General features: G+C 61.8%; 25 protein-coding genes. 14 read left to right on the top strand and 11 right to left on the bottom strand.

Annotated features, from left to right (window positions below):
- Positions 1-3: 3 nt before the first annotated feature.
- Positions 4-711: an NYN domain-containing protein gene (locus tag BD293_RS08990; protein WP_142080990.1), complete on the top strand. Its 708-nt coding sequence runs from the start codon at positions 4-6 to the stop codon at positions 709-711.
- A 33-nt stretch (positions 712-744) separates the two neighbouring features.
- On the top strand, positions 745-1,218 hold the full coding sequence (smpB, locus tag BD293_RS08985; RefSeq protein WP_142080988.1) for an SsrA-binding protein SmpB: 474 nt from the start codon (positions 745-747) through the stop codon (positions 1,216-1,218).
- Between the two features lie 78 nt (positions 1,219-1,296).
- Here the strand turns inward: smpB and BD293_RS08980 are convergent, their stop codons facing one another.
- Both BD293_RS08980 and BD293_RS08975 read right to left on the bottom strand, forming a co-directional pair.
- A complete protein-coding gene (locus BD293_RS08980; RefSeq protein ID WP_142080986.1) occupies positions 1,297-2,013 on the bottom strand; it encodes an LrgB family protein in 717 nt (238 codons plus the stop codon).
- A complete protein-coding gene (locus BD293_RS08975; RefSeq protein WP_342781395.1) occupies positions 2,006-2,485 on the bottom strand; it encodes a CidA/LrgA family protein in 480 nt (159 codons plus the stop codon). The genes BD293_RS08980 and BD293_RS08975 overlap by 8 nt, the downstream gene beginning before the upstream one ends.
- On the opposite strand from BD293_RS08975, the gene BD293_RS08970 reads away from it, so the two are divergent.
- The gene (locus BD293_RS08970) at positions 2,474-3,367 is read left to right on the top strand and encodes a DMT family transporter (protein ID WP_142080982.1); all 894 of its coding nucleotides are present in this window, start codon (positions 2,474-2,476) and stop codon (positions 3,365-3,367) included. The genes BD293_RS08975 and BD293_RS08970 overlap by 12 nt on opposite strands.
- Positions 3,368-3,371: 4 nt before the next feature.
- On the opposite strand, the gene irr is transcribed toward BD293_RS08970, so the two are convergent.
- Entirely contained in the window at positions 3,372-3,809 is a 438-nt protein-coding gene (gene irr / locus BD293_RS08965) for a Fur family transcriptional regulator Irr (protein ID WP_142084457.1), read from the bottom strand.
- 137 nt (positions 3,810-3,946) lie between these two features.
- Here irr and fabA point away from each other — a divergent pair, with 137 nt between their 5' ends.
- Entirely contained in the window at positions 3,947-4,456 is a 510-nt protein-coding gene (fabA, locus tag BD293_RS08960; protein WP_142080980.1) for a bifunctional 3-hydroxydecanoyl-ACP dehydratase/trans-2-decenoyl-ACP isomerase, read from the top strand.
- A gap of 7 nt (positions 4,457-4,463) precedes the next feature.
- Here fabA and BD293_RS08955 read toward each other — a convergent pair whose 3' ends face one another.
- The 4 genes from BD293_RS08955 to rbfA are packed head-to-tail and all read right to left on the bottom strand — an operon-like array spanning position 4,464 to position 7,082.
- Positions 4,464-4,970 (bottom strand): DUF1643 domain-containing protein, encoded by a 507-nt coding sequence (locus tag BD293_RS08955; protein ID WP_142084455.1) that lies wholly within the window; start codon positions 4,968-4,970, stop codon positions 4,464-4,466.
- Between the two features lie 14 nt (positions 4,971-4,984).
- Positions 4,985-5,893, bottom strand: a complete 909-nt coding sequence (gene truB, locus BD293_RS08950; RefSeq protein ID WP_142080978.1) for a tRNA pseudouridine(55) synthase TruB — start codon at positions 5,891-5,893, stop codon at positions 4,985-4,987.
- Between the two features lie 30 nt (positions 5,894-5,923).
- Entirely contained in the window at positions 5,924-6,679 is a 756-nt protein-coding gene (locus tag BD293_RS08945; protein WP_246086254.1) for a phosphodiester glycosidase family protein, read from the bottom strand.
- Positions 6,660-7,082, bottom strand: a complete 423-nt coding sequence (gene rbfA, locus BD293_RS08940; RefSeq protein ID WP_142080976.1) for a 30S ribosome-binding factor RbfA — start codon at positions 7,080-7,082, stop codon at positions 6,660-6,662. The genes BD293_RS08945 and rbfA overlap by 20 nt, the downstream gene beginning before the upstream one ends.
- 110 nt (positions 7,083-7,192) lie before the next feature.
- On the opposite strand from rbfA, the gene dapB reads away from it, so the two are divergent.
- From dapB to BD293_RS08920, 4 genes are all read left to right on the top strand, one after another.
- Positions 7,193-7,993: a 4-hydroxy-tetrahydrodipicolinate reductase gene (gene dapB / locus BD293_RS08935; RefSeq protein ID WP_142080974.1), complete on the top strand. Its 801-nt coding sequence runs from the start codon at positions 7,193-7,195 to the stop codon at positions 7,991-7,993.
- Positions 7,994-8,054: 61 nt separating this feature from the next.
- Complete coding sequence (locus tag BD293_RS08930) at positions 8,055-8,408, top strand: dihydrodipicolinate reductase (RefSeq protein ID WP_142080971.1); 354 nt, start codon at positions 8,055-8,057, stop codon at positions 8,406-8,408.
- Between the two features lie 473 nt (positions 8,409-8,881).
- The gene (locus tag BD293_RS08925; protein WP_342781412.1) at positions 8,882-9,079 is read left to right on the top strand and encodes a putative quinol monooxygenase; all 198 of its coding nucleotides are present in this window, start codon (positions 8,882-8,884) and stop codon (positions 9,077-9,079) included.
- Between the two features lie 88 nt (positions 9,080-9,167).
- Positions 9,168-10,070 (top strand): alpha/beta fold hydrolase, encoded by a 903-nt coding sequence (locus BD293_RS08920; RefSeq protein ID WP_142080969.1) that lies wholly within the window; start codon positions 9,168-9,170, stop codon positions 10,068-10,070.
- 10 nt (positions 10,071-10,080) lie between these two features.
- Here BD293_RS08920 and BD293_RS08915 read toward each other — a convergent pair whose 3' ends face one another.
- Genes BD293_RS08915 through BD293_RS08900 form a run of 4 tightly spaced genes read right to left on the bottom strand, consistent with a single transcriptional unit; the run spans position 10,081 to position 16,800 of the window.
- Positions 10,081-12,156 (bottom strand): hypothetical protein, encoded by a 2,076-nt coding sequence (locus BD293_RS08915; RefSeq protein ID WP_142080967.1) that lies wholly within the window; start codon positions 12,154-12,156, stop codon positions 10,081-10,083.
- Complete coding sequence (locus BD293_RS08910; RefSeq protein ID WP_142080964.1) at positions 12,153-14,918, bottom strand: DUF4159 domain-containing protein; 2,766 nt, start codon at positions 14,916-14,918, stop codon at positions 12,153-12,155. The genes BD293_RS08915 and BD293_RS08910 overlap by 4 nt, the downstream gene beginning before the upstream one ends.
- Positions 14,918-15,796: a DUF58 domain-containing protein gene (locus tag BD293_RS08905; RefSeq protein ID WP_142080962.1), complete on the bottom strand. Its 879-nt coding sequence runs from the start codon at positions 15,794-15,796 to the stop codon at positions 14,918-14,920. The genes BD293_RS08910 and BD293_RS08905 overlap by 1 nt, the downstream gene beginning before the upstream one ends.
- On the bottom strand, positions 15,793-16,800 hold the full coding sequence (locus BD293_RS08900) for an AAA family ATPase (RefSeq protein ID WP_142080960.1): 1,008 nt from the start codon (positions 16,798-16,800) through the stop codon (positions 15,793-15,795). Before BD293_RS08900 ends, BD293_RS08905 begins: the two co-directional genes overlap by 4 nt.
- Before the next feature lie 88 nt (positions 16,801-16,888).
- Between BD293_RS08900 and BD293_RS08895 the strand changes: the two genes are divergently transcribed.
- From BD293_RS08895 to BD293_RS08870, 6 genes are all read left to right on the top strand, one after another.
- Entirely contained in the window at positions 16,889-17,479 is a 591-nt protein-coding gene (locus BD293_RS08895; RefSeq protein ID WP_142080958.1) for a DUF1285 domain-containing protein, read from the top strand.
- Positions 17,480-17,714: 235 nt separating this feature from the next.
- Positions 17,715-18,026 (top strand): ETC complex I subunit, encoded by a 312-nt coding sequence (locus BD293_RS08890; protein ID WP_142080956.1) that lies wholly within the window; start codon positions 17,715-17,717, stop codon positions 18,024-18,026.
- Between the two features lie 16 nt (positions 18,027-18,042).
- Positions 18,043-18,948 carry a DMT family transporter gene (locus BD293_RS08885; RefSeq protein WP_246086253.1) on the top strand — a complete coding sequence of 302 codons (906 nt, stop codon included), beginning with the start codon at positions 18,043-18,045 and terminating at the stop codon, positions 18,946-18,948.
- A 168-nt stretch (positions 18,949-19,116) separates the two neighbouring features.
- Entirely contained in the window at positions 19,117-20,226 is a 1,110-nt protein-coding gene (locus tag BD293_RS08880; RefSeq protein ID WP_142080954.1) for a TRAP transporter substrate-binding protein, read from the top strand.
- Positions 20,227-20,329: 103 nt separating this feature from the next.
- Positions 20,330-20,887, top strand: a complete 558-nt coding sequence (locus BD293_RS08875; protein WP_142080952.1) for a TRAP transporter small permease subunit — start codon at positions 20,330-20,332, stop codon at positions 20,885-20,887.
- Position 20,888: 1 nt separating this feature from the next.
- On the top strand, positions 20,889-22,277 hold the full coding sequence (locus BD293_RS08870) for a TRAP transporter large permease (RefSeq protein ID WP_142080950.1): 1,389 nt from the start codon (positions 20,889-20,891) through the stop codon (positions 22,275-22,277).
- Positions 22,278-22,369 lie beyond the last annotated feature (92 nt).

The following is a 22,369-nucleotide window of genomic DNA, read 5'->3' as shown; positions in this document are numbered from 1 at the left end:
CTTATGGCCCGCGCAGGGATTCCGCTGCTTGCCGTTCTGATCGACGCTGACAATTCCTCGCCCAGATGGGCCGAGGCGATTTTCGAGGAAATCGCCTCGCTGGGAGAGGCCAGTGTGCGGCGCATTTATGGCGATTTCTCGCGCCAGCAAATGTCAGGCTGGCAGGACAAACTGCCGATGCTGGCGCTGGTACCGCATCACCAGCCCGCCAATACCGTGGGCAAAAACTCCAGCGATATCGCACTGGTGATTGATGCGATGGATTTGCTGCATTCAGGGCGCTTCGACGGGTTTGTTCTGGTCAGTTCCGACAGCGATTTTACGCGACTTGCCTCGCGCATCCGCGAACAGGGGCTGGATGTCTACGGCATCGGCCAGCAAAAGACGCCAGAGGCGTTTCGCAAGGCCTGCAAACGGTTTATCTTTGTCGAGAATATCCTGCCCGAGACAGAACCGAACCCCACCGGCAAGGACAAGAAAGCCGCGCCTGCGCAGGCGGTGCCGCTGATCAAGGCGGCGATGGCGCATATCGACAAGGACGAAGAGTGGTTCTCTCTGGGGCCGCTTGGGCAGTTCATTGTCGCCGCCAATCCCGATTTCGACAGCCGCAATTATGGCTGCGCGAAACTGAGTGAACTGGTCGCGCGCACGGGGGCGTTTGAATTGCGGAAATCTGCGGGCAATGCAATGCAAGTGCGGCTCAAGCCCTAGACAGCGCGGCACGCGCCCCTTATCTGCAAGATCATGGCCGAAAAATCAGACCCGAATTACAAGATCATCGCTGAAAACCGCCGCGCGCGGTATGATTACGCTATCGAGTATGACCTCGAATGCGGGATCATGCTGTTGGGGTCCGAGGTCAAGTCATTGCGTGTGGGGCAGGCGAATATCGCCGAAAGCTATGCCAGTGTCGAGAATGGCGAGCTGTGGTTGGTCAATTCCTATATCGCGCCCTACAAACAGGCCAAGACCTTCGGCCATGACGAGCGCCGCCGCCGCAAATTGCTGGCCTCTAACCGCGAATTGGCGCGGCTTTGGGCGGCCACCGCCAAGGATGGCATGACCCTTGTGCCGCTGGTGATGTATTTCAACCATCGCGGGCTGGTGAAGCTGAAGATCGCGGTCGCCAAGGGCAAGAAACTGGCCGATAAACGCGCGACCGAGGCCAAGCGTGACTGGGACAAGCAAAAGCGCCGGTTGATGAAAGAACATGGATAGGTTTTTCATCAGGTGAAAAAAGGGGCCTCTCGCGGACCTCTGGCCTGCGCAAGTTTTTTCATCTGTTGAAATGGGCTTTCACATAAACAACCCAAGCGCCCAAGGGGCCAGAAACGCCGTCAGCATCGCGTTGAGCGCCATGCCGATCCCTGCGAAGGCACCCGCCTGCGGATTGACCTGAAACGCCCGCGCCGTGCCGATGCCATGCGCCGCCACCCCCACCGCCAACCCACGCGCGCGCCAGTCGCGGATGCGCAAGGTGTTCATCAAAGGCGTGACCACAATCGCGCCGATCATGCCTGTCAGGATCACCAGCACTGCGGTCAGCGTGGGAGAGCCGCCAAGGCTTTGGCTGATGCCCAAGGCCACCGGCGCTGTGGTGCTTTTGGGCGCAAGAGTGGCCAGAAGCTGCGGGCTGAGGCCAAGAGCATGGCCGATTGCCAGCGCCGACAGCACAGCCGTGACGCTGCCTGCCAGCAACGCCGCACAGATGGGCAGAAAGGCGCGGCGCACGGCATGGCGTTGTTGCCATAGCGGGATGGCCAGCGCGACGGTTGCGGGGCCAAGCAGGAAATGCACGAATTGCGCGCCCTCGAAATAGGTGGCGTAGCTGGTCTGGGTCAGCCACAACAACGCCGCCAGCAGGATCACCGCAATCAGCACAGGGTTTGCCAGCGGTGCGCGGCCTGCGGCCTGTGCCAAGGCGTCACCGATCACATAGGCGATCAGCGTCGCTGTCAGCCAGATCAGCGGGCTTGCGGCCAGATAGGACCAGATTTCCGCAAATTCAAACATCTTCGCTGCCCTTGTCGCCAGTCAGCCGCGCCACAAGCACGAACGCCCCGGCCCCTGCGCCAAGCGCCAGCACCGTCGAGACGATCAGCGCCAGTGCAAGGCCCAACCCGTTGGTGCCAAGTTGCTGCAAATGCCCGACCACCCCCACACCCGCAGGCACAAACAAAAGCGACAGATGGCGCAGAATGCCTGTCCCTGTGGGCGTGACCAGTTCCGCCACCCGCACCGAGGCCAGCATCAGCGCAAATAACAGCGCCATGCCCAGAACCGGGCCGGGAACGGGCCAGCCGAACAGGCGGGCCAGCGCTTCGCCCGCAAGCTGGCAGGCAAGGATCAGGGTCAGGGCATGAATCATCGGGCGTGGCCTTGTTGTGACATGTCCCCCATAGGCCCAGATCCTGCGCCAAAAGGAAAGAGTTACGCGCTTGACACCCGCAATGCCCGCGCGCAGGACTGTCGCATGAATAGCCATCTGAAAGGGTTGTTGATCACCACGCTGGGCGTGCTGTTCATTGTGCCCGACTCACTCTTTATCCGGCTGATCGACGCGGATGCGCTGGCCATCGCATTTTGGCGCGGGCTGATCGGGGGCGGGTTGATCCTTGGCTTTGTGCTGATGCGCGAAGGGGTGGGGGCGTTCGGGCAGGTGTTGCGCGCAGGGCGGCCCACACTTGGCTATATCCTGTTTTTCGGCATCTCTGCACCGGGCTTTGTGTTGGCGGTTTCCCTGACAAGCGTGGCGAATGTGGTGTTTATTCTGGCCGCAATGCCAGTTTTTGCAGCCATTTTCAGCCGGATTTGGTTGGGCGAGCCGATTTCCAGACGTATGGTCTGGACGATGCTGGGGGTGTTTGTGGGCCTTGGCGTGATCTTGTGGGGCTCGCATGAGCGGGCAGGGGCCACGTGGCAGGGCGATCTGGTGGCGTTGGCGGTATCGGCGTCTTTCGCGGCGGCCCTGACTGCGGTGCGGGGGTTGCGTACAAGGTCGATGTTGCCCGCCGTGCCGATTGCGATGATCGGGGCGGCGCTGCTGATCTTGCCGTTTACCGATGTGATGGCCCCTGTGGCGGCGCAATGGCCGCTTTTGCTGGGCCACGGTGTCTTCATCGCTTTTGCGGCGGGGCTGATGGTGCTGGGACCACGGTATCTGAGTTCGGCAGAGGTGTCGTTGCTGATCTTGCTGGAATCGGTTCTGGCGCCGCTGCTGGTCTGGTTCGCCATTGGCGAAGACCCCGGCCCGTGGGCGCTGGTGGGCGGCGGGCTGGTGATCTGTGTGCTGCTGGTGTCAAATCTGGTGATGCTGGTGCAGGTCAGGCGCATACGGGCGACCCTGCCGCAGACGGACGCGCTGTAGGGTGTCAGCGCCGCCGCAGGCGGATGACGACATCAACGCGCGCAATCTCGGCCCCTTCGGGCGGTTCTGGCAGGCGTGAGAACGCAACTTCTGCCGAGGGGGCATCTGTCAGTTCCTGCGTATCTTCCCAGAAGTAATGCGGATGATCCTCGACACAGGTGTCGAAATAGGACCGCGTTGCATCGACCGTGATTTCATTCATCAGCCCTGCATCGCAGAACGCCTTGAGCGTGTTGTAGACGGTCGCCAGCGAGACCGCCTCGCCGCTGGCCTTGGCCGCGAGAAACAGCCCTTCGGCGGTCACATGCCTGTCCTTGCCATCCCCGACCAGCAGGGCCGCGAGCGACATGCGCTGCCGCGTCGGACGCACTTTTGCATGCGCCAGCCATTTTGTGCCTGACGCCAGTGCCGTATCAGTGAGTGAAGCGAAGCTGTGATCCATCATGCCCTTATATAAAGTATGATTTGGGTAGATTTCAAATGAAATTCAGTCGCAGGTCATTCTGTAGCGCTGACCGGCGGGGTTGTCAGCGCTTGGAGCGGGGTGCTAGAGGAAGAAAACCCTTGCAGGAGTATGATATGTCCGCTTTTCCCAGTTCCTTTGACAAAGAGGCCTTGCTGGCCTGTTCGCGCGGCGAATTGTTCGGCCCCGGCAATGCACAACTGCCTGCCCCACCCATGCTGATGATGGACCGGATCACCGAAGTTTCCAGCGACGGGGGCGCACATGGCAAGGGCCATATCGTGGCAGAGTTCGATATTCACCCTGATCTGTGGTTTTTCGAGTGCCATTTCCCCGGCAATCCGATCATGCCGGGCTGTCTGGGGCTGGACGGGCTGTGGCAATTGACCGGCTTCAACCTTGGCTGGCGCGGCTGGCAGGGGCGGGGCTATGCGCTGGGCGTGGGCGAGGTGAAGCTGACCGGCATGGTGCGCCCGGATCGCAAACTGCTGACCTACAAGATTGATTTCACCAAGGCCCTTCAGACGCGCCGCCTGACGATGGGGGTGGCCGATGGGATTGTCGAAGCGGATGGCGATGTGATCTATCAGGTCAAGGATATGAAGGTCGCGCTGTCCGAGGCGTGAGGCGCGGCTAAGCCCAAGGCACCGGCTGCACGGCATAGCCGATATAGAGCGGGTGCTTGGGGTGGCCGTGTTTGCTCAGGCCCAGATGCGACAGCGCTTGGCCGGTTGCGCGCAACACGGCCTCGACCTGCGCGCCGCGGTTCAGATGCGCGCCATGTGTGCCCCATGCGCAGATGATCTGATCGGCCCATGCCGCACTTTCGGCGATAGCTGCGTCATTCAGGGGGCCAACCGGGTCAGGGGCGGCGCGCATGACGCGCGGGTCGGTCGCGCGATAGGCAAAGATGTTGCACACGCGGAACGCACCAAACCCCAGCGCGCGGGCGCGGCGTTCGCAGCGCTCGACCGTGGGGTCGTTCTGCACTTCGGTCGCGGTGGAGGGGTTGAGCATGACAAACAGCGCGCGCCCCCGCTCGGGCGCCCATTCGCGCGTCAGCATGTAGCGAAAACATTCGCAGGGCGAGTACACCGCGCTGGAAGCCGCATCGCCCTTTATATGGGTGCGGGTTATCAGGTCGGGTTGGTCCATCAGTCGGGGTTGAACACGCGATTGGGGTGCAATTCGCCAGCCTTGTAGATGCCCACTGCCACAGCGCGGCCCTGATAGCTGGCCCATGCCGTGTCGCCATACGCAACCGAGGATGTCAGCACCATGCCGGGATTGCCGTTGCGCAGTTTGGCGGCCCCTTCGGGCGTGGCGGGCAATTCGGGCAGATCGCACAGGCCCTGCTCCAATGGGCGCAGGTGGGTGTCGAGCGCGGGGCTATGGGCCAGCGCCTCGATTTGTTCCATGCTCAGCCCGTCGCTTGCCTCGAACGGGCCGGACCATGTGCGGCGCAGCCATGCGACATGGCCTTGGCACTCGAGCGCTGCCCCCAGATCGCGCGCGATAGAGCGTACATAGCCGCCCTTGCCGCAGACCATTTCCAACTCGACATGGTCCGCGTCCGGGCGGGCAATCATGTCCAGCCGTTCAACCCAGAGCGGGCGGGCGGCCAACTCCATCTCGTCGCCTGCGCGGGCAATGTCATAGGCGCGCTCGCCCTCGACCTTGACGGCGGAGAACTGGGGTGGGATTTGCTGGATGTCGCCGCGAAAGGCGGCCAGAGCGGCCACGATCGCCGCGTCGGTGGGGCGCTGGTCTGATGTGGCGATAACCGCGCCTTCGGCGTCATCGGTGGTGGTGGCCTGACCCAGCCGCACCATGAAACGGTAGCACTTGAGTGCGTCGGTGATGAAGGGCACTGTTTTCGTGGCCTCGCCCAAGGCGACAGCCAGAACGCCCGTTGCAGCAGGGTCCAGCGTGCCTGCATGGCCCGCCTTTTGCGCCTGAAGCGCCCAACGCACCTTGTTGACCACTGCGGTCGATGTGATGCCCGCAGGCTTGTCGATCACCAGCCACCCCGAAATGGCGCGGCCCTTGCGCTTGCGTCCCATGTCTGTCCCTTGTTGCCGTATCGCGGTCTGCTAGTTGGTCGGGGTGGTGACGTCAACAACCTTGCCGACGATTGGCCCCAGCAGAGTGCCCCAGTCCGACCGCCTGAGCGCGGGCGCATGCAAGCGCGAGACATTGCCATCAATATACAACGCCTGCGGCATTTCCAGATAATCACGGAAAAACCGTGCAAATTCATAGAAATTCACCGGGCTATTGGCGATGGCGAAAACGGCGCGCTTTCCATCGGCGCTGACACCCACACCATTGCGGATCAGCCGCGAGTCGGAATCGTTCAGAAAGCGCGGATGATAGGCACCGTCAATCACCAGCATTGGCCCCGATTGCGCGGCATATTGGCATTGTGGCGGGGCCGACGCAAAACTGCGGCTCTCAATCAGGGTAAAGCGGCTGTCTTCGATGCAGAACACACCATTGGGCAACAGCCCGAAATTGCCCGGCCCCTCTGAGGTGACAATGCGCGAGACCTCCTCACCCTTCTCAACGAACAGGCCCACCGGGCTGCGGTCGGGGTGATACATGCTGCCATTCATCGCAAAGGCCAGCTTCTTGCCATCGCGGGCCAAGGCTTCGTCCACTGTGCGGAAATTGCCGTAAACCTGTGTGTCTTTGGCATAAAGGAACAGGCGGATATCGTCGCTGGCATTGGCGCGGCAATAGGTGAAGTTCTGCCCCTGAAACTCGGTGTTGGCGCAGTCGGCAGCGGCGCTGGTTGCACACAGCAAAAGGGCCGCCAAGGCCGCGAGGTTACGCCTGAGGTTCATCATCCTCGCGTCCGTTTGCGACGTCGCGCTGCACGCGTTCATCTTGCAGCAATCTGCGCGTTTCTTCCATCCGGTCAAAGCTTTCATCCAGTTGAAAGCGCAGATCGGGGGCATATTTCAGGGTCATGTCGCGCGTCATCTGGTGGCGCAACTCGCCTTTGTTGCGCCGCAGGGCTGCCAGTGCTTCTTTCTGGCCTTTGCCGCCCAAGGGCATGATATAAGCTGTCGCCACCTTCAGATCGGTGGCCATGCGCACTTCGCTGACGGTGATGACCCAGCGCGTCAGCTCCGGGTCATGGACATCCCCACGCGCCAGCACTTCCGACAAATTGCGTCGGATCAGCTCGCCCACGCGAAGCTGACGTTGAGATGGCCCTCGAGGTGTATCAAAGCGATTTGTTCCCATAAGCATCACTTAGGTCAAAGCTGGCGCTTGCGCAACGAGGCTTTGCCATTTTCCGCGCCGCTGGTTATGCATACGCGAAAATGTGACTTTGTCAGGATAGAGGTGCAGGAATGGTCAGGATTGCCGTGATGGGGGCTTCGGGGCGCATGGGGCAAATGCTTGTGCGGCTGGTGGATGACAGCGATCTGGCGACATTGTCGGCGGTGGTGGAGCGCGCGGGCCATGACTGGGTGGGGCGCGATCTTGGCGTGGCGACGGGGGGGAGTGCTCGCGGGCTGATCGTGACCGATGACCTTGATGAAGCGCTGGAGCAATCCGATGTCGTGATAGATTTCACTGCGCCTGTGGTGTCGGTCGCCTTGGCGCACAAGGCTGCTGCGGCAGGGGTGGCGCATGTGATCGGCACGACAGGCTTTAGCGCGGAGGATCTGAGCGCCATTGCGCAGGCGGGCAAAACCGGGCGGATTGTGCGGGCGGGCAATATGAGCCTTGGCGTCAATCTGCTGGTCAAGCTGACACGACAGGTCGCCGAAGCCTTGGGCACGGATTACGATATCGAGATTGTCGAGGCGCATCACCGCCACAAGGTCGACGCCCCCTCGGGCACGGCATTGATGCTGGGCGAGGCTGCCGCAGACGGGCGCGGTGTGGCGCTGGGCGATGTGGCAGACAGGGCGCGCGACGGGATCACGGGCGCGCGCGCCGTGGGCGATATCGGCTTTCATGCCATTCGGGGGGGCGATTACATCGGCGAGCATGATGTGATCTTCGCGGGCGAGGGCGAGCGGATCGTGCTGCGCCATGTTGCATCCGACCGGGCTTTGTTCGCGCGCGGGGCCATTCGCGCCGCGATCTGGGCCGAAGGGCAGGGGCCGGGCGAATACTCCATGCTGGATGTGCTGGGATTGTGAAACTAATCCAGCTTGCGCATCGTCACGTACACCACATGCAACCTAGTGTGGAGTATCACCGATGCGGATCATCACAGGATATATCACAGCATTCATATTGAGTGCGGCACCGGCATTTGCAGATTTCCAACCTGTCCGTGAGGAAAGCAATTTCCGCGCACTGGTGGAAGGCCGCGATCTGACGCGGTTCGGTGTGCGATTACAGGTCTTGCCCCAAGGGCAGATCACAGGGCGCGGGTTCGGGATGCGCGTGGGCGGTGAATGGGAATGGCGCGACGGCTATTTCTGCCGGACCCTGGTGTTTGGCCAGTCGGGCGACCCGTATAATTGCCAGCTGGTGCTGCAAGATGGCGACACTTTGCGCTTCATCTCGGATCAGGGGCAGGGCGATCAGGCAGATTTGCGGCTGCGGTAGAGGGCGTTTCTGGCATTGTTGCTTGCTGTCCGTGCAGGTGCATTGCGGACCTTCCATGTTACGTCCCATGCGCGGAGTAAAGGCCGAAGGCCGCCGCGCATCGCCGGGCCGCCCCCCTGCACGGCGATTTGGCTGCCCCAAGCACGATGCTTTGATCTTTCTCGGATTTGGCTGGCATAAAGTGCCATAAATCGGCGGGGGATCGCCGTACCGCGGCCCGACGCTGCGCAGCTTGGTATGCGCGCCCTCTATGTCTGAAACGTCCCGCACAGCTGTCCGCTACCGCTGCGGCGCGCATCATTTCTGAACTGGCTTTGGTACTTTGTTTGTGGGAACTATTCGTCGGAATGGGCATCGAACAGAAAGGCAGGTCGCACATGGATATGGATACCGGGCACGTGCGTCTGACGGGGTGCCTGATTTGCCGTTCGGCGCAGGATGTGGAGACAGTTCAGCGACATCTGCCTTAGCATATCCGCCTGACCAAGGCCGAGGCAGGATGCGTTTCTTTTGAGGTTTCCCAGTCGGATAACCCCCTTGTCTGGAATGTTGACGAGTGTTTTGTCGACAGGCAAGCGTTTGAATTCCACCAGCAAAGAACCCGCGCTTCGACTTGGTGGACGGCCACTGCGGAAATTCCACGCCAGTTCGAGGTATCCGGGCTTTCGTGAGAAACGCCTGTTTGTGCGCAGGTTCGGAACGCATTGACGCGCCAGCCGTTCTGGCCACATGCTTTTGCAACAGCGGAGGGGCGCAGGGATGGCCACAGAATCTGACACCGGACTGATGCCCGTGAACGGGGTGGAGATTGCGTATACGGTCAAAGGGCGCGGCCCGCCCGTCTTGCTGCTGCATGGCTTTCCGCAGACGCGCGCCATGTGGGGGCCGGTCACGCAAGTGTTGGCGCAGCGTCACACAGTGGTCATGGCGGATTTGCGCGGCTATGGCGGATCAGGCAAGCCGGGGCTGGACCGCCCGCAAGATTGCGCCGCATACAGCTTTCGCGCGATGGGGCTGGATCAGTTTGGCCTGATGTCGGCGCTGGGGTTTGAGCGGTTTCATCTGGTGGGCCATGATCGCGGGGCGCGGGTTGCGCACCGGATGGCGCTGGATGATGGTGCGCGCCTTGCCAGCCTGACGTTGATGGATATTGTGCCCACGCATCTGCTGCTGACAGAGCTGCATCACGCGGTGGCGCGCAGCTATTTTCACTGGTTCTTTCTTGCACAGCCGCACCCGTTTCCAGAGCAGATGATTGCCACTGACCCCGATTATTTCTTTGAAAGCTGTCTGTTGGGCTGGGGCGGTGCCACGCTTGAAGACTTCGCGCCAGCGCAGATGGCGGCTTACCGTGATGCCTGGCGCGATCCGGCGGTGATTTTTGGCATGTGTCAGGATTACCGCGCGGCGCTGGATCATGATCTGGCGCAGGACGCGCAGGCTATTGGTGCCAAGTTTGATGGCCCGTCACTGGTGCTGTTTGGCGCACAGGGGGCTATGGCGCAGCATTTTGATGTGCCCGCCACATGGGGGCCGTGGCTGGCGAACATGCAGGCACAGGGGATTGCGGGCGGGCATTTCTTTCCAGACACCGCTCCGTCTGAAACGGCACAGGCGCTGCGGGATTTTCTGGGCGCGCAGGCGGATGTCGTGCAGCGCTAAGGCGTGCAGGTCAGCGGCTGCGCCCCTCGCGCAGCCACGCGCCCAGTGCCAGCCCTGCTGCCAGCAACAGCCATGCCCAGCCCGGCAGCACGGCTGCGGTGCGCAACTGCGTTGTCACATAGGCATCGCGCGGGGTCAGGCCCATCCAGCCGCGACCGGATGCGGCACGCCCTTCGCGTACAAAGCGAAGCTCGGGCAGATCATCGTGCACGCGCATAACACCGCCGCGTGTGGCGGTGACCAGCGGGCGCAGCTTGTCGGCGGTGGCAATCGTTTCCTCAAACTCGCGCGGGGCTTGGGGACCAAGGGCCACAACTGTGTCCAGTTCCCCTTCGGACAGGCGGTAGAGGCCGATTTCAGGCGCGTCAAATTCGGCGCGGTAATCGCCCGGCGCGTCCTCGGTCAGCTTTAACGTGAAGCTTTCGCCATCGGGGCCGGTGACTGTCACCTCGCCCACTTCATCTTGCAGCGAGCGGCGCAGGACGGTCACGCGCTGCCCTTCGGCGGTGGCGGTCAGGGTTTCCTCTTCGAGATCCGGCTCGCCCATCATCCAATGGGCCAGACGGCGCAACAGTTCCAGTTGTGGCCCGCCGCCCTCATAGCCGCGATCCCACAGCCATGTCTGGTCAGAGGCCAGAAGTGCCAGCCGCCCTTCGCCAACACGGTCCAGCATCAGCAGCGGGCGCCCCTCAACGCCGCTCATCACGGTTTGACCGCGCTCTGGTTCCAGCTCGATCTGGCGGAACCAGCGGCCCCAGCCCGGCCCGTCTTCGGTGGCAGGCACCAGCGCTTCCAGCCCTGACGTGACAGGGTGGCGCTGGCCCAGTTCAGTGATCTGCGGGCGGAATCCTTCATCAATCACGCGGGCGGTGGGCCGTGCGGGGAACACATCGCCCAAGGGCGAGCGCCAGATGCTGTCCGCGCTGGCCAGTTCCGGCCCGCCAACAACCAGCAATGCGCCGCCTTCTTCGACATAGCGGGCGATATTGCTGAAATAGCTGTTGGGCAGGATGCCGCGCCGCCGGTAGCGGTCGAAGATAATCAGATCAAACTCGTCGATCTTGTCGACAAACAATTCGCGGGTCGGAAAGGCGATCAGCGACAGCTCGTTGACCGGCACCCCGTCATGGCGGTCGGGCGGGCGCAGAATTGTGAAATGAACCAGATCAACCGCCGGATCGGATTTCAGCAGGTTGCGCCACGTGCGTTGTCCGGCATTCGGCTCGCCCGAGACGAGCAGCACACTCAGCCGGTCGCGCACGCCGTTGATCTGCACGATGGCCGAGTTGTTGCGTGTGGTCAACTCGCCCGGTTCTTCTTCCACCTCGAATTGCAGGACGTTCATGCCGCCGCGCTCTAGCGTGACGGTGATTTCCATATCCTCGCCGACGGGCACCATTGCCGTGCTGGGGTCTTCGCCATCAATAGAATAATTCAGGGTTGCAAAGCGGCTTTGGTCGGGCGGGACTGCGCCCTGATCTTCGACCCGCAGGCCAAGGGTGATCGGCTCTCCCAGAATGGCGAAGGAGGGGGCGTTGCGGATAATCAGCCGCCTGTCCCAATCGTCAGCCTCGCCTGTTTGCAACAGATGAAAGGGGGCAGGAAGGGACAGTTCTGGCATCTCGTCATGGACCTGCCCGTCAGAGATGGCAAACACCCCCGCCAGCCGGTCGCGCGGCAGATCGGACAGCGCTTCGGCCATGACTGTGTTCAATTCGGTGCCGGTGTTGCGTGGCCCGTCAGGCACCGAGACGATGCGTGTTTCCAACCCGCCAAGGCTGTCGAGTTCGGCCTCAAGATGGGCGCGCGCGGCCTCTGTCTGTTCGCCGCGCACGCCAAGGCGGTTGGACGCAGAGTCGTCGACGACGATCAGGGCGATGTCGGACAGGCCATCACGTTCCTCGGATTGCAGCGAGGGGTTGGCGAGGGCTGCGATCAGTGCGAGTGCCGCCAGCCCGCGCAACCACCAGCCGCGCAAGCCCTGCCACAGCGCCAGACCGACCATCAGCGCGCAGACCCCCATCAGCGCCCAAAGGATCGGCCAATCCAGCCGCGGCGCAAAGACAAGCCCGTCCCACCCGGTCATTGGCCGATCCTTTCCAGAAGGGCAGGCACATGGACCTGATCAGATTTGTAATTGCCCGTCAGCACATGGGTGATGAGGTTCACACCGAAGCGGTACGCCATTTCGCGCTGCTGCTCGCCTGTGACGCCCATGCCAAGCCGTACAAGCGGGCTGCCTGCATCATCCACGGCCCAAGCCGAGGCCCAGTCATGCCCGCCAATGATCACTGGCGTCACCCCGTCATTGAGGTTGCGAAACGGCATCCCGTCTGCGCGTTCGGCATCGGCGGGCGACGCCTCGACCCAGACATCGCGGCCTGAGAACCGGCCCGGAAATTCCTGCAACAGATAGAAGGTGCGGGTCAGGACATGGTCTTCGGGGACGGGTTCCAACGGGGGGATGTCGAGCGGGCGCGCGATGGCTTGCAGGCGGCGCGCTTCGGGGGTGGTGCGGGTCAGGCCCGCCAGTTCGGCGTCGCGGGTATCGAACATGATCATGCCGCCGCCGCGCAAGTAGCGGTTGAGTTTGGAATAGGCGGCGTCTGACGGGATCGCGGACTCTTCTGTGATGGGCCAGTAAAGGAAGGGAAAGAAGGTCAATTCATCGCTTTCCAGATCGACGCCGATGGGTGGGCCTGGCTCGACCGAGGTGCGCGAAAAAAGCGTGCGGCCCAAGCCCAGAAGGCCCGCGCGCGCCATGTCATCGACACGCGCATCACCGGTCAGCACATGAGCCAGCACCATGTCGGATGTCGCCTGTAGGGCCAGCCGGTCATCGCCCGGTGCGTCATCCGCCTGCGCTGGCGTGCCGTGCAGTCCAAGGGCGACGAGCGCCAGAATGGCGGTTGCCCCGCGCAAGCGGCCCGAGATCCAGAGTGCGGCCAGTATGTCGATCATGAGAGCCCCTAGGCCAAGTGTCAGAAAGAAAGCGGTCAGGTCGCGCTCTTCGCGTTGTGTGTCGCGCTCGACCTGCACGGTTGCAGGCCAGTCGCTGGTGCTTAAGGTCATGTCGGCCTGCCCGATATTCAATGCCAGCGACCCGACAGCACTGCGGTAGACGCCGGGCAGAAGGTCGGGGCCATACTGCCCTTCGGCCAGAACCTCGCCCGGTACAACCGGGTTGGCGCTGGCGTCGATGACCTGCCCGAATCCATCCAACAGGCGCTCCGGCTGCCATTGTGTCCCGATCAGCGCGTCGCGCGTGGGCGCTGTGGGGCGGGTGGATACGGCAAGCCGCTCCAGCATGTCGACAAACAGGCCAGAGAGCGGCAGGGTCGACCATTCCGCATTGGCGGTGGTGTGGATCAGCGCGACCTGACCGTCGCCCGAGAATTTGCGCGTCACCAAAGGCGTGCCATCGGCCAGTGACGCAATTGTCCGCTCGCCCAATGCGGGGTCGGGCTGGGCCAGCACTTGTGCGCTGATTGTCACCTCTTGCGGGATGGACAGCCCGGCAAAGGGCGAGTCCTGACTGAACTCGCGCAGGCGGCGCGGCTCGCCCCAACTCATGGCACCGCCGACCGTGCGCCCGCCAATGCGCAGGCGCACCGGCAAGAGCGGGTCTTCTTCGGCGCGGGCGACGTCACTGGCGGCAAGGCGCGGACCTGCAAAGCGCAAGAGCAACCCGCCATCATTGACGAAATCGAGGATTTGCGCGGTTTCCAGTTCGCCCAGTTGCGCCACATCCACAAGGATCAGCACATCGGGCGAGGTCAGCAGCAGATCATCGACGGACGGGCTTTCGATCAGTTCCGCGACCGGCTCCAACGCTTGCCGCAGATAGAAAAACGGTGACAGCAGGTCCAGCCCCTCGCGCCCGTCACGGCCTGCCAGAAGTGCGACCTTGCGCCGTTGAAGCGCGTCATCGGCCAGCGCCACAGCCCCGGCAGAACGCTCGCCGCTGATCTGAAAGCGGGTGATCCGGTTGCGCAATTCGGGTTGCAGGGTCAGTTCCAGCGTTGTTTGGGTGGCGTCTGCGTCGAAACGGGTCGCAGCGCTGGCGAGTACCCGTTCAACCCCTGCCGGATCGCGGCCAGAGGCGGTGATCTCGATCTCGCGCTCTGGCAGGCCTTCGGTGCGGTGGGCGGTCAGGTGGATCACGCCTTCGCGCAATTCGGGCGGGGCGAGGGCAACGACCGGGCGCGATGTCTCGAAGGCGGTGAGCACGCCGCGCGCTTGCAGCGCGTCGGTCAGCCCGTCGCGGTAGTCATGCGCTAGCCCGTCCGACAACCAATAGGTGTCAAACGCGTCGGGCAAGCGGTCCAGCCACGCGTCCAATTGCGCTTGGTTTGCGGTGAAGGGGGCAGGGGCGAGCCCCGGCACGCGCTCGGCCCAGTATTCGGCGGCACGAAATGCCGTCTCGCCCGAAGGCAGGTCGGTCAGGGCCACCACGGCAACCGGGCGGCTGGCGCGCTGCGCCTCTGACAACAGGTCTTCGACGCGTGTCTGGCGGCGTTGCCAGTCGGCCGCACTGGCCCAACTGGCATCCATCACGATCAGCAGCGGGCCCGTGCCATCGCGCGCGGCCTGCGGGTTGAGCACAGGGCCGGAGAACCCGAAGATCAGCGCGGCCACGGCAAGTGCGCGCAAGACCAGCAGCCACCACGGGGTCTTGTCCGTCTCGGTGGTTTCATCCTTCAGGCCGATCAGCAGCGCCACACCGGGAAAGCGCCGGATCACCGGCGCGGGCGGCACCGCGCGCAACAGCCACCACAGCAGCGGCAAGGCCACCAGTGCCAGCAGCAGGGCGGGTGTTGCGAATCCAAGCGGGCCAAGTGTGAACATCAGCGCCCCCGCCCTGCGTCAAGTTCATGCCACAGCCACATCAGTGCAGTTGCGGCAGGCTGGTCGGTGTGATGGGTCAACACTTGCCAGCCCGTGACGCGGGCCAGTTCTGCCAGCATGTCCTTGCGCTCGGCCAGTCGCAGCCGGTAGCGCGTTTGCAGATCATTGGCGCGCAATGTCTCGTGGCGCAGCCCGCCTGCCATGGATTCAAAGATCGAGCGGCCCTGATAGGGAAACTCTTCTTCTGCGGGGTCGAGTACCTGTACCAGCGCCCCTTTCACACCTTGATCCGCCGCACGGCCCACAGCCTCTTGCAAGGCGGTGGGGTCGCCCAGAAAGTCCGACAGGAACACGGCCTGTGAATAGGCAGGCAGATGGCTTAGCGGCGGGGTGCCGTAATCGGTAGTGTCTGCCGCGTCGTGCAGTGCAAGCGCCAGCGGGTCAAGCTGTGCGCGGCCAGAGCGGGCGGGCAGGCCGGGCATCAGCCCCACGCGCTCGCCGCTTTTGAGCAGCAGGACCGACAGCGCCAGCGCCAGAAGCTTGGCGCGCTCGGCTTTTGGCAGGCGGGCCTTGTCGCCTGTAAACCCCATTGCCTGCGATTGATCGACCCACAGCGTCACCGACTGCGCCGCCTGCCATTCGGTTTCGCGCACGAAATGCACATCGGCCCGACCAGAACGCCGCCAGTCGATTCGCGCGCCGCTGTCGGACGAGGTCGCTTGCCGGTATTGCCAGAACTCATCGCCCATGCCTGCCCGCCTGCGCCCGTGTGCGCCAGGTAGAACCGACGCAGACAGATGCTCTGCCTGCGCAAGCAGCGCGGGCAGGGGGGCGGCCAATGCCTCGGCATGGGTGCGCAGGGTGGCGGGTGTCGTCAAGCTGCGGCCTCCATCTGCGTGGCGGTGGCGGCCACGCGGGCGATGATCGCGCTCAGGCTTTCGCCGCGTGCGCGCGCCGCAAAGCCCAAGGCCATGCGGTGGGTCAGGACAGGGCGCGCCATTGCCGCCACATCCTCGACCGACGGGGCAAGTCGTCCGTCCAGCAAGGCGCGGGCGCGCACGGTCAGCATAAGTGCTTGGGCGGCACGTGGCCCCGGCCCCCAACTGACGGAGCCCTTGACGGCCTCATGGGCCTCTGCCTCATCAGGGCGGCAGGCGCGGACCAGATCGAGAATGGCCTCGACCACGGTGTCCCCGACGGGCATGCGGCGCAGCAATTGCTGTGCGGCCATCAGTTCGGCGGAACTGAACACTTCATGCGCGGCATCCTCGCCCTCGCCTGTGGTGGCGATCAGGATGTCGCGTTCGGTGGCGCGGTCGGGATATTCGACATCAATCTGCAACAGAAACCGGTCAAGCTGGGCTTCGGGCAGGGGGTAGGTGCCTTCTTGCTCGATCGGGTTCTGGGTGGCCAGCACGTGAAAGGGCCGCTCCAACTTGTGATGATCGCCCGCAACAGTGACTTCGCCTTCCTGCATGGCTTGCAGCAGGGCGGCTTGTGTGCGCGGGCTGGCGCGGTTGATCTCATCCGCCATCAGAAGCTGGCAGAAAATCGGCCCCTCGATAAATCGAAAGGCGCGGCGCCCGTCTTCGGCCACGTCCAGCACTTCAGAGCCCAAAATATCGGCAGGCATCAGATCGGGCGTGAACTGGATGCGGTTGCCTTTCAGCCCCATGACCGTGGACAGCGTGTCCACCAGCCGGGTTTTGCCCAAGCCGGGCAGACCAATCAGCAACCCATGCCCGCCGCAGAGCATGGCGGTCAGGGTCAGGTCGACCACATTCTTCTGTCCGATAAAGCGGCGGTTGATGCTGGCGCGCGCCAGTGCGAGTTTCTCACCCAGCGTTTCTATCTCGGCGATCAGATCGGTCTCGGTGCTCATGCGCGTTCCTCGTCGGGGTGAAATTCCGTGTTTGCAACTTATGTGCTATCATCAAACATATCGCATAGGCATCCAATGGCAAAAAATCATGAGTGAACAAAATACCGTGACACCGACCCCCGATACGCTGGCTCAGGCCGCGAGTGCCGCGTCAAAAGGCAAAGGTCTGCCGCCCGTGCATCTGTGGAACCCGCCGTTTTGTGGCGATATTGATATGCGGATCGCCCGCGACGGGACGTGGTTCTATGAGGGCACCCCCATCGGGCGGCCCGCACTGGTTAAGCTGTTTGCTAGTATCCTGAAGCTGGAAGACGGCAAGTTCTATCTGGTCACACCGGTCGAGAAGGTGGGAATCACAGTCGATGACGCGCCGTTTGTCGCGGTGGATTTCCGTGTTGAGGGGGACGGGCGCGCGCAAAAGCTGACCTTCGTCACCAATCTGGGCGATGAGGCAGAGGCGGGGTCTGCGCATCCCGTGCGCGTGATCCGCGATGCCGACACGGGCGAGCCGTCACCCTATGTCATGATCCGTGCCGGGCTGGAGGCGCTGATTGACCGCAAAAGCTTTTATCGGCTTGTCGAGCTTGGGTCGCATGAGCCCCATGAAGGGGAAAGCTGGTTCGGCCTGTGGTCGGGCGGGGTTTTCTTTCCTGTGATCGCGTCGAAAGAGTTGGGCTGAGGGGCAGGGCCGCTTGGGCATTCACGGCGGTCTGCGCGAAAAGATGAGTTTGAAATGTAAAATAAGTTGCAGGGCCTGTTTTTGAGTTTAAATCTGAGTTGGCAGGCAGGAAAAGGTCGCGGCCCGGAAGACTTACTCCTCGTTCCCTCCTTTCGGGCGACCCTTTCCTGTCTGCACCCTTGTCTTTGGCCTGTTTTTTTCCCATAAGATGCGCAATTCGCAAGGAGCAGCACATATGCGCGCACGCATCTACAAGCCCGCCCGCAACGCAATGCAATCAGGAAACGCCAAGGCCCACGGATGGGTGCTGGAATTTTCACCTGCGCAGGCCCGCGAGATTGACCCGCTGATGGGCTGGACCAGTTCGGGCGACATGGATTCGCAGGTCAAGCTGCACTTCGCAGATCAGGCCGCCGCCGAAGCCTATGCGCGCGCGCACGGCATTGACTATAACGTGATCGCGCCCAAAAGCCGCCGCGCCAATCTGCGCCCCGGTGGTTACGGCGACAATTTTGCGACCAACAGGCGGCAGGTGTGGACACACTGACAGCCCTGACAGTGTCGTGACGCCCGATCTGGCGGCCAGCGACACGCAACCGGGACGTGCCGCATTGTGGATGTCCGGGGCGATTGTGTCGTTTACGGCCATGGCCATTGCAGGGCGTGCCATCCAGCAAGAGCTGGATTCATTTGAATTGATGTTCTGGCGCTCGCTTATCGGGTTTGCGATTGTCGTGGGCGTGGTGCTGTATTCCCTGCGCAAGCCCGGTCGGATGCTGGCGGAAATCCGACCGACCAGCCCGAAGCTGCATCTGACGCGCAATCTGTTTCACTTTGCAGGCCAGAATCTGTGGTTTTACGGGATCATGGTGATCCCTTTGTCGCAGCTTGTGGCGCTGGAGTTTACCATGCCGATCTGGGTGGCGCTGTTGGCCCCGCTGGTGCTGGGCGAGCGGTTCACCCTGCGCCGCGTAATGGTGGCGCTGTTGGGGTTTGCGGGCATTGTGATCGTGGCGCAGCCGGGTGTGCAGCCGCTGAACACCGGGCATCTGGCGGGGATGCTGTGTGCAATCGGGTTTGCCATGAATGTCATGCTGACAAAACGGATCATGCGGGCAGACAGTATCCTGTGCGTTTTGTTCTGGATGACGTTGTCACAAACGCTTTTCGGGCTGGTGCTGGCGCAATGGGGAGGTTTCACATGGCCGCCTGCTGCGATCTGGGGGTGGCTTGCCGTTGTCGGGGTGACCGGATTGAGCGCGCATTTCGCCTTGTCATCCGCGCTTGCGCTGGCGCCTGCCTCTACTGTGGCGCCGATGGAGTTTTTGCGCCTTCCGGTGATCGCATTGGTCGGGGTCTGGCTGTATGCAGAGGCGTTGGAGCCGCTCGTCTTTGTCGGGGGGGCGGTAATTTTATTTGCGAACTGGGTGAACTTGCGCAACACAGATATCCAACCCCGACCCAGTTAGGGCGTTTTCACGACAGATTGTAAAGCAATGGAGTAAATTGCCCGAAATTTCAGCAGATTTCAGGGGGTATGCCCTGAAAAAAAAGGTTCACACCTCGGTCACACTGTGCTTTTAATCAAGCCCCTGTCCGCAAGGGCAATGGATAAAAATAACCCATGGGAGGAAAACATGGATCGTCGTTCTTTTTTGAAAACCTCGGCGCTGGGTGGCGGCGCGGCTGCTGCCACGAGTCTGGCGGCACCTGCTGTTGCGCAAGGGCGCATCAACTGGCGCATGGTCACAACATGGCCGCGCAACTTTCCCGGTCTGGGAACAGGGGCGCAGCGCGTCGCTGACCGGATCAATGCCGCCGCTGATGGCGCTATGAATGTTGAAGTGTTTGCCGCAGGCGAGATGGTGCCCGCGCTGCAATCACTGGATGCTGTGATCGACGGCTCGGCTGAAATGAGCCATGGTGCGGCTTATTACTGGCAGAATAAATCTGTCGGCCTGTCATTTTTCACAGGTGTGCCCTTCGGCATGACCTCGCGCGAGTTGGCGGCTTGGGTGCGCTATCTGGGCGGTCAGGAACTGTATGACGACATCTACGATGATTTCGGCCTTCAGGCGTTTCTGTCCGGCGATACCGGCACGCAGGCGGGCGGCTGGTTTCAGGACGAGCTGACAGGGATTGACGACATTCAGGGTATGCGCTTCCGCACACCCGGTCTTGGTGGTCAGGTCTGGCAGAAAATGGGCGCGTCTGTCACCAACCTTGCGGGCGGTGAAATCTTTGCGGCGCTGCAATCTGGTGCGCTGGACGCGGCTGAATTTGTTGGCCCCTATAATGACCGCGCGCTGGGCTTCCATCAGGTGCGCAAGCATTACTACACCAGCTCCTTCATCGAGCCGGGACTGGCGACAGAGCTGGTTGTGGACAAGGCCAAGTATCAGGAATTGCCCTCGAATCTGCAAGCGATCATCCGCGATGCGTGTCAGGCGGAATACGATCAGGTGCCGTCAGAGTTCTATGCCAATGACCCGATTGCGCTGAATGACATGGTCGAGAACCATGATGTGATCGTACACAACGACTGGCCCGAGAGCATTCTAGAATCCGGTGCGGCTGCGTCGCGCGAATTGCTGGTCGAGATTCTTGACAGTTCCGACGCGAAGACCAAAGCCACTGCGGAAAGCTTCGTTGAGAACTTCAATCTCTTGCGCCAGCGCACCGAGAATACGGATCTGACCTTTGCGCAGGCCCGTCTGAAGTATTTTGATATTTCGGACCTTGGCTAAACATCACGCGCGTCGGCAGTTGCCGATGATCTGCTAATATGAGATGGCCCCGGACATGATCCGGGGCCACTTGTCCACCTGACCCCCACCGCCGGAGGATGACATGATAGCGCTTTCCTATCTGATGCGCCTTATCAATCTGGTTAACCGCATCATGGGCAATGTGTTCATGTGGCTGTCGGTTGGCATTGTGCTGGTTTGCTTCTGGGTGGTGGTGGAACGCTACCTGTTCCAGAATACGCGCCTGTGGATGCAGGATTTATACCCTTGGATGAATGGGGTCATGTTCACGGCTGTTGCGGGCTATGCGCTTTATCGCAACGACCATGTGCGGGTCGACATCTTCTACAGACCGGCCTCGACGCTGCGCAAGGCGTGGCTGGATTTGCTGGGTGTGTGCATCTTCCTGACACCATTTGCTTGGGTGGTCTGGAGTTATTCGCTGGTGTTCGTCCAGCGCTCGATCCGGCTGGGCGAAGCCTCGGCCAATCCGGGCGGGATGCCGGGGCTGTGGCTGCTGAAAAGCTTTATACTGGTGCTCGCGGTCGTCATCGCGCTGCAAGGCATAGCGATGGTCATTCGGTCGATCCTGATCATTGCCGGACGGTATGATCTGGTGCCTGACGACTATAAATACAAATACGACCCGGAGATCGTCTGATATGGACCCAGTGCTGATTGGCGAGATTCTTGCCGGGCTGATGTTTTTTGCCGTGATTGGCTTTTTGCTGATCGGCTTCCCCGTGGCCTTTACACTGGCGGGCACATCGGTGCTTTTTGCCTATATCGGTCTGTATTTTGGCGTGTTCGACATGTCGAACCTGCGCGCCCTCGCGGGCCGCTACACAGGCTATATGATTAACGAGGTGCTGGTCGCGGTGCCGTTGTTCATCTTTATGGGCGTGATGCTGGAACGCAGCAATATTGCCGAGCAATTGCTGACCACAATGGGCCGCTTGTTTGGTGATCTGCGCGGCGGGCTGGGTATATCGGTCATTCTGGTGGGCGCGCTGCTGGCGGCGTCGACGGGCGTTGTGGGTGCAACTGTGGTGACGATGGGTCTGATCTCGTTGCCTGCAATGTTGCGGGCGGGGTATGACCCGAAACTGGCCAGCGGGGCGATTTGTGCCAGCGGTACGCTGGGGCAGATCATTCCCCCCTCAACTGTGCTGATTTTCATGGGCGACATGATTGCGGGCATGAACTCTCAGGTGCAGATGAGCCTTGGCAATTTCGCCCCCAAGACTGTCTCGGTGGGTGATCTGTTTGCGGGGGCAATGATCCCCGGTTTGCTGCTGGTGGGACTGTATATCAGCTATATCATCTTCAAGGCGGTTTTCGACCCTGAGAGCTGCCCCGCAACCCCTGTGCCACCGGAAGAAAAGCAAGGGCTGTGGAAGGAAATCCTGTCCGCACTGGTGCCGCCATTGTTGCTGATTGGTGCGGTGCTTGGGTCCATTCTGGGCGGGATCGCCACCCCGACCGAGGCGGCATCGGTGGGTGCTGTAGGCGCGACGCTGTTGGCGGCAGCCCGTTGGCGGTTGTCCTTTAAGGTTTTTGCCGAAGTGGCGCGGCGCACGGCAGTCGTGACCTCGATGATCTTTATCATCCTTTTTGGCGCGTCGGTTTTTGCCATCGTCTTCCGCCAGATGGGTGGCGACAATCTGGTGCGCGAATTCCTGACCACCATGCCGGGTGGCGCGATGGGTGCGATGATTACCGTCATGATCATCATGTTCGTGCTGGGCTTTATCCTTGATACATTCGAGATCATTTTCATCGTGTTGCCAATCACTGCGCCGACCCTGCTGCTGCTGGGGATCGACCCTGTGTGGTTGGGGGTTATGATCGGGGTGAATTTGCAGACGTCTTTCCTGACCCCGCCCTTCGGGTTTTCGCTGTTCTATCTGCGCGGGGTGGCGCCAAATTCGGTCAGCACAGGGATGATCTACAAGGGGGCGATCCCGTTTGTGTGCCTGCAAATTGTGGCGATAGCGCTGCTGTTCATCTTCCCCGGACTGGTCTTGTGGTTGCCATCGCTTTTGTTCTGAGACTTGCGCAGATTTGGCGGCTTGCCGCCCGTCTGAGGGGGGCGGACCATCTTCGGTGTTGGTCTAGAGCGCCGCGCTTGAAACGTGAATCG

The organism is Roseinatronobacter monicus (genome assembly GCF_006716865.1).
GTDB lineage: Bacteria > Pseudomonadota > Alphaproteobacteria > Rhodobacterales > Rhodobacteraceae > Roseinatronobacter > Roseinatronobacter monicus.
Note: the sequence above shows the minus strand (reverse complement) of the source record. Positions and strands in the feature narration are given on the sequence as shown.

What these genes read in the sequence shown, in the direction of transcription:
- BD293_RS08990 (WP_142080990.1), top strand. Translation starts at nt 4, where the DNA reads ATGGCCCGCGCAGGGATTCCGCTGCTTGCCGTTCTGATCGACGCTGAC.
- smpB (WP_142080988.1), top strand. Translation starts at nt 745, where the DNA reads ATGGCCGAAAAATCAGACCCGAATTACAAGATCATCGCTGAAAACCGC.
- BD293_RS08980 (WP_142080986.1), bottom strand. Translation starts at nt 2,013, where the DNA reads ATGTTTGAATTTGCGGAAATCTGGTCCTATCTGGCCGCAAGCCCGCTG.
- BD293_RS08970 (WP_142080982.1), top strand. Translation starts at nt 2,474, where the DNA reads ATGAATAGCCATCTGAAAGGGTTGTTGATCACCACGCTGGGCGTGCTG.
- BD293_RS08975 (WP_342781395.1), bottom strand. Translation starts at nt 2,485, where the DNA reads ATGGCTATTCATGCGACAGTCCTGCGCGCGGGCATTGCGGGTGTCAAG.
- irr (WP_142084457.1), bottom strand. Translation starts at nt 3,809, where the DNA reads ATGGATCACAGCTTCGCTTCACTCACTGATACGGCACTGGCGTCAGGC.
- fabA (WP_142080980.1), top strand. Translation starts at nt 3,947, where the DNA reads ATGTCCGCTTTTCCCAGTTCCTTTGACAAAGAGGCCTTGCTGGCCTGT.
- truB (WP_142080978.1), bottom strand. Translation starts at nt 5,893, where the DNA reads ATGGGACGCAAGCGCAAGGGCCGCGCCATTTCGGGGTGGCTGGTGATC.
- BD293_RS08945 (WP_246086254.1), bottom strand. Translation starts at nt 6,679, where the DNA reads ATGATGAACCTCAGGCGTAACCTCGCGGCCTTGGCGGCCCTTTTGCTG.
- rbfA (WP_142080976.1), bottom strand. Translation starts at nt 7,082, where the DNA reads ATGGGAACAAATCGCTTTGATACACCTCGAGGGCCATCTCAACGTCAG.
- dapB (WP_142080974.1), top strand. Translation starts at nt 7,193, where the DNA reads ATGGTCAGGATTGCCGTGATGGGGGCTTCGGGGCGCATGGGGCAAATG.
- BD293_RS08930 (WP_142080971.1), top strand. Translation starts at nt 8,055, where the DNA reads ATGCGGATCATCACAGGATATATCACAGCATTCATATTGAGTGCGGCA.
- BD293_RS08920 (WP_142080969.1), top strand. Translation starts at nt 9,168, where the DNA reads ATGGCCACAGAATCTGACACCGGACTGATGCCCGTGAACGGGGTGGAG.
- BD293_RS08915 (WP_142080967.1), bottom strand. Translation starts at nt 12,156, where the DNA reads ATGACCGGGTGGGACGGGCTTGTCTTTGCGCCGCGGCTGGATTGGCCG.
- BD293_RS08910 (WP_142080964.1), bottom strand. Translation starts at nt 14,918, where the DNA reads ATGTTCACACTTGGCCCGCTTGGATTCGCAACACCCGCCCTGCTGCTG.
- BD293_RS08900 (WP_142080960.1), bottom strand. Translation starts at nt 16,800, where the DNA reads ATGAGCACCGAGACCGATCTGATCGCCGAGATAGAAACGCTGGGTGAG.
- BD293_RS08895 (WP_142080958.1), top strand. Translation starts at nt 16,889, where the DNA reads ATGAGTGAACAAAATACCGTGACACCGACCCCCGATACGCTGGCTCAG.
- BD293_RS08890 (WP_142080956.1), top strand. Translation starts at nt 17,715, where the DNA reads ATGCGCGCACGCATCTACAAGCCCGCCCGCAACGCAATGCAATCAGGA.
- BD293_RS08880 (WP_142080954.1), top strand. Translation starts at nt 19,117, where the DNA reads ATGGATCGTCGTTCTTTTTTGAAAACCTCGGCGCTGGGTGGCGGCGCG.
- BD293_RS08875 (WP_142080952.1), top strand. Translation starts at nt 20,330, where the DNA reads ATGATAGCGCTTTCCTATCTGATGCGCCTTATCAATCTGGTTAACCGC.
- BD293_RS08870 (WP_142080950.1), top strand. Translation starts at nt 20,889, where the DNA reads ATGGACCCAGTGCTGATTGGCGAGATTCTTGCCGGGCTGATGTTTTTT.